Origin of the sequence: Shewanella sp. SR43-4, from assembly GCF_014163845.1 — a bacterium.
GTDB classification, from domain to species: domain Bacteria; phylum Pseudomonadota; class Gammaproteobacteria; order Enterobacterales; family Shewanellaceae; genus Shewanella; species Shewanella vesiculosa.
This window is the reverse complement of record NZ_JACJEB010000035.1, coordinates 1-4,787: the sequence shown is the minus strand read 5'-3', so window position 1 is coordinate 4,787 and position 4,787 is coordinate 1. Positions and strand designations below refer to the sequence as shown.

The 4,787-nt window shown below is 41.1% G+C and carries 4 protein-coding genes and 4 tRNA genes; 1 reads left to right on the top strand and 7 read right to left on the bottom strand.

The annotated features are described in order from the left end of the window. From H5123_RS20165 to H5123_RS20145, 5 genes are all read right to left on the bottom strand, one after another. A partial coding sequence (locus H5123_RS20165; RefSeq protein WP_259395356.1) for a GTP-binding protein occupies window positions 1–161 on the bottom strand: 161 nt, incomplete at its 3' end. Between the two features lie 113 nt (window positions 162–274). Next, window positions 275–349, bottom strand: a tRNA-Ile gene (locus H5123_RS20160). 9 nt (window positions 350–358) lie between these two features. Further along, window positions 359–432, bottom strand: a tRNA-Gly gene (locus H5123_RS20155). A gap of 34 nt (window positions 433–466) precedes the next feature. After that, window positions 467–551: transfer RNA gene (locus H5123_RS20150), tRNA-Tyr, on the bottom strand. A gap of 7 nt (window positions 552–558) precedes the next feature. Then, window positions 559–634, bottom strand: a tRNA-Thr gene (locus H5123_RS20145). A gap of 223 nt (window positions 635–857) precedes the next feature. On the opposite strand from H5123_RS20145, the gene coaA reads away from it, so the two are divergent. Then, a complete protein-coding gene (gene coaA, locus H5123_RS20140; protein WP_124017700.1) occupies window positions 858–1,808 on the top strand; it encodes a type I pantothenate kinase in 951 nt (316 codons plus the stop codon). A gap of 308 nt (window positions 1,809–2,116) precedes the next feature. Here the strand turns inward: coaA and birA are convergent, their stop codons facing one another. After that, a complete protein-coding gene (gene birA, locus H5123_RS20135) occupies window positions 2,117–3,079 on the bottom strand; it encodes a bifunctional biotin--[acetyl-CoA-carboxylase] ligase/biotin operon repressor BirA (protein WP_182699072.1) in 963 nt (320 codons plus the stop codon). After that, on the bottom strand, window positions 3,072–4,097 hold the full coding sequence (gene murB / locus H5123_RS20130) for a UDP-N-acetylmuramate dehydrogenase (protein WP_259395714.1): 1,026 nt from the start codon (window positions 4,095–4,097) through the stop codon (window positions 3,072–3,074). Before murB ends, birA begins: the two co-directional genes overlap by 8 nt. Window positions 4,098–4,787 lie beyond the last annotated feature (690 nt).

The following is a 4,787-nucleotide window of genomic DNA, read 5'->3' as shown; positions in this document are numbered from 1 at the left end:
GGAGCGTTATCGATTTGAGCGAAGTTTTTAACTTCACCACCATAAGTTTTAGACAAAACGGCAGAGATTGCTGCTGTTAAAGTTGTTTTACCATGGTCAACGTGACCGATGGTGCCCACGTTTACATGGGGCTTGTTACGTTCAAATTTAGCTTTTGCCATGGTATTGCCTCAGTCCAATTATCTTGGTGATGAAAACACATATAGTAAAAATCCGATGCATTAAATGACATCGAATCGATTATTTAGGGTTAGGAAGTTTATTCATGACAAGCTGGTGTTGATAGGCAGATTCGCACTGCCGACTCACCCTCATTAAAGGTGCGCTCTACCAACTGAGCCGTATCAGCGAACAAATTTGGAGCGGATGGCGGGAATCGAACCCGCGTTATCAGCTTGGAAGGCTGGAGTAATACCATTATACGACATCCGCGCAACCTGTTTAGGCTACCTAACTACCTAGAAAATGGTGGAGGGAGAAGGATTCGAACCTTCGAAGGCTGAGCCGTCAGATTTACAGTCTGATCCCTTTGGCCACTCGGGAACCCCTCCAGAAAAATGGTGCCGGCACCAAGAGTCGAACTCGGGACCTACTGATTACAAGTCAGTTGCTCTACCAACTGAGCTATGCCGGCGTATCATTTCGGGTTCGGATATTAGGTAAATGTGCCCCAGAGTGCAAGAGTAAAATGATAAAAAAACTAAAAAAAGTTTCAAATGACGTTTTTTTGCACTTGTTTAGCGCAAAAAGAGTGATTAGTAGGCAAATGTAATTAGTGATGAAGACAAATGAGAACCAAACTATTGTCGCCATTTATACGATAGTGTAATGTGCCTGACCAACCTAGAGGAATGGTTATGAACCCAATTAACTCAATACAAGATGCACTCTACTTTGCTTTTCAGCGCGAGCATTGGGCTGAATTACGCAAATCAGTGCCACTCACATTGAGTCAGGCTGAATTAGAAAACCTGCGTGGTATGAATGAAAAGCTGTCTTTAGATGAAGTCACTGACATTTACCTTCCTCTCAGCCGTTTACTGAATTTATTTGTCGGCTCTAAACAACAGCGTGGACTCGTTCTTGATAAGTTTCTTGAACAGAAAGCTTCTCCAGGTCCTTACATTATTAGTATCGCAGGAAGCGTAGCTGTCGGTAAGAGCACCACAGCACGCATCTTACAGACGTTATTACAGCGTTGGCCCGAGCATCCTAAAGTTGATTTAGTCACTACTGATGGTTTTTTATATCCATTAGCAGATTTAAAGCGTAAAGGACTACTGCAGCGTAAAGGTTTTCCTGAAAGTTATGACATGAAAATGTTAGTCGAATTTATATCGGCTGTTAAAGCTGGAAATAAAGAGATATTGGCACCACTTTATTCTCATGTCACTTATGATAGATGTCACGATGAACATCAAGCTATTCGCCAACCTGACATTTTGATTTTAGAAGGTTTAAATGTACTGCAAACGGGTTTAGATACCCCAATCGACACCAGAAGACCTTTTGTATCAGATTTTGTCGATTTCTCGATTTATGTTGATGCCGATGAGTCATTGCTTAAAGATTGGTATAAACAACGATTCTTGCAATTTAGAACAGGGGCGTTTAGTGACCCAAACTCATTCTTTCATCACTACTCTTCTTTGACCGATGATGAAGCGAATGTAATTGCTGCCAATATTTGGGACACCATCAATGGCCCAAATTTATCATTAAATATTCAGCCGACACGCGAGCGAGCTCACCTGATTTTACAAAAAGGCCCCAACCACTTAATGGATCGGGTTTTACTGCGCAAATAACACTATATGCGCCTATTATTAGGCGTTATTTAGTAAGACTTGTTCGATATAACGGACTCACTCAATATTCAAAAGTACGCCATAAGGTGTGACACTTAGTCATTCTAAGCAAATACCTTATAACCAGCTGATTGTATAAAAATAACAAACAACCGTTTAGTCGCCTCCTTCGGCAGTATTTGAGTCTTTCTACTATATTATTTCATAGTCTCATTGAGTAGAAAAACGACATCCTACAAGCTTAGGCAGGCGTCAAGCAGGCCTAAACTGCTGTAAAAATCACCTTGTATAACCCACATCATTATTGCCTATATCGCTGCTCGAAGACTGATTTCACCACCTAAATAGCGCTTAATACCTTGGTCAGTTTCAAGCAATAAAGCACCTTGCTCATCGATGCCTCGACAAATACCGTTCACACAATTGGGTGCCATGATTAATGAAACATCGCGATTAGCAAATAAATCATACTTATTCCAGCGATCCAAAAAAGCGCCCAACCCTTTTTGCTCAAATAACTGAAGATCAGTTTTAAGGGTTTTGTGCAGTTGGATCAATAGCTCGGTTTTATCTGGCATACTCATTAAACTAGAGAGATCACTCCAGGGCTGATCAATAAGCCCGCCTTGTTCTGCAGACATACTCATATTAATGCCAAAACCAATTACAAGCTCGGTTTGTTGCGCAGATGAGTGGGCTATTTCGACTAAAATCCCTGCTAATTTTTTATGTTCTAGATAAATGTCATTCGGCCATTTTAAACCTAGCCCCTCAACCCCAAACGCTGATAAAGCCTTAACAATAGAACAACCAACCACTAAGCTTAAGCCACTTGCTTTGCTAATATCGCTATGTAAACGCCAGAACATGGATGCATAAATATGGTGCCCGTAGGGAGACAACCATTTCCTGCCTCTTCGACCTCTGCCTGCAGATTGATATTCAGCGATGCAAATATCACCCGATTTAAGCTCACTAGTATGTCCAAGTAAAAAAGCATTAGTGCTTGTTGTTTCATCAAAATAAAAACAGCGGCCATCAACATTATTGACAAGAATTGACTCATTTACTAAGGACATTGGCGTCGCTAACTTATAACCTCTCCCCTTTACGCTGTAGATTTCAATGCCATAATCTTTTAATGCGTCGATATGCTGATTAATCGCCGCCCGAGTAAGCGATAGAGATTGCGCGATCACCTCACCAGAGACAAAATGCTCATGATGCAAACAAGCTAAAATTTGACGTTTACGAGACCAATGTTCATTCATTTATATCTATCTCCCCAGCAGAACCCAGAATCCTTGGCTCAGGTTGTAATCTAACGCCAAACTTATTAAAAACCGTCTGGATGACGTACAGCGCTAATTGGCATACTTCTTTACCTGAAGCATTACCAAGGTTAACTAAAACCAAAGCTTGTTCTTGATGAACCGCTGCATCACCTATATTAAAGCCCTTCAACCCAGCTTGCTCAATCAGCCAGCCGGCAGCAAGTTTATAATGATCATCACCTTGTGGGTAACCCACTAAAGCAGCATAACGAGTTTTAAGGGTATTATAGACATCTTTTGATACCACAGGATTTTTAAAGAAACTGCCCACATTACCTAACTTTTTAGGATCAGGTAGCTTAGATTGGCGAACATGACAAACACAATCAAAAATTTGTCTCGCGGTCACAGTTGCAGGATCTAAATGTTGCAGTGGACCATAGTTGGTAACGGCTTGCCACTGTTTAGCTAACTTTAAAGTCACTTCAGTGATAACAGCTAAGTTTTTAAGCTGTTGTTTAAAAATAGACTCGCGATAGCCAAAGTGACATTGGTCATTATCAAAATGGACTAACTTTCCGGTATCCAGTTGTAAAAACTGAATCTGATGACAGAACCGATTAAATTCAACACCATAAGCACCAATATTTTGTATAGGAGCGGCGCCAACAGTCCCAGGGATCAGGGCCATATTTTCTAAACCATAAATCTCTCTCGAAAGGCAATACTCAACCAAGTGATGCCAATTTTCTCCCGCTTGTACAGTGAGATAATAAAAGTCATCGTCTTGATCAATCACAATCCCCGTAGTACTCACCTTGACAACCGTTCCCTGAAAGTCATCAGTAAATACCAGGTTACTGCCGCCACCAAGTATAAGCATTGGGTTTTGTTGTTGATACAACTCAATACATCTAGTGATTAGCTCATTTTTGCTAGTGACTTCAACTAAAGAAGCGCAATGCTGATTGAGGCCGAGTGTGTTTAATGCAGTAAGGGAGATAGGCATAGACAGACATCAAATTCAAAAATATAACGCTATTGTAGCAGGGAATTAGATAATAAATTACCATGATTAACCGGAAAAACATGCTGTGAATAATGCCATCAGACATCGAAGAGCCATCATATATGTCACAGTTTGCAGAGCTATACTAAAAACAAATGATAACTGAGTGAATTACAGTCAACAATGACTAATAAACTTGTATTGATCCACCTTGTGAATGATCGCTATTCTAGTAAATCCCAAATTTAACCTGTTAATGACCGACTCTTTTATGGGCATATCATCAACACGAGTCAATGGCTTAGGCGCTCTCAGGCACAAATTGCAGACGTAAAAAAGCCCACTACATAATAGCGGGCTGTTTCACGACTCTTTCAAGTCAATTAGGTGTCTGGAACTGACCAACTCTTGCATGGGCATACTGGCCACACTGACTAATTGCTTAGGTTTAAGGCACAAAACAAAAAAGCCACTCGAGTAGAGTGGCCTTACTGTAGTATTTAGCGCCTAGAATTACCCACTCTCGCATGGGCATACTGGCCACACTGACCAATTGCTTAGATGTAAGGCGCAAAACAAAAAGGCCACCCGATTAAGGTGGCCTTGCTGTTTTATTAGGCGCCTGGAAATGACCTACTCTCGCATGGGGAGACCCCACACTACCATCGGCGATACTGTGTTTCACTTCTGAGTTCG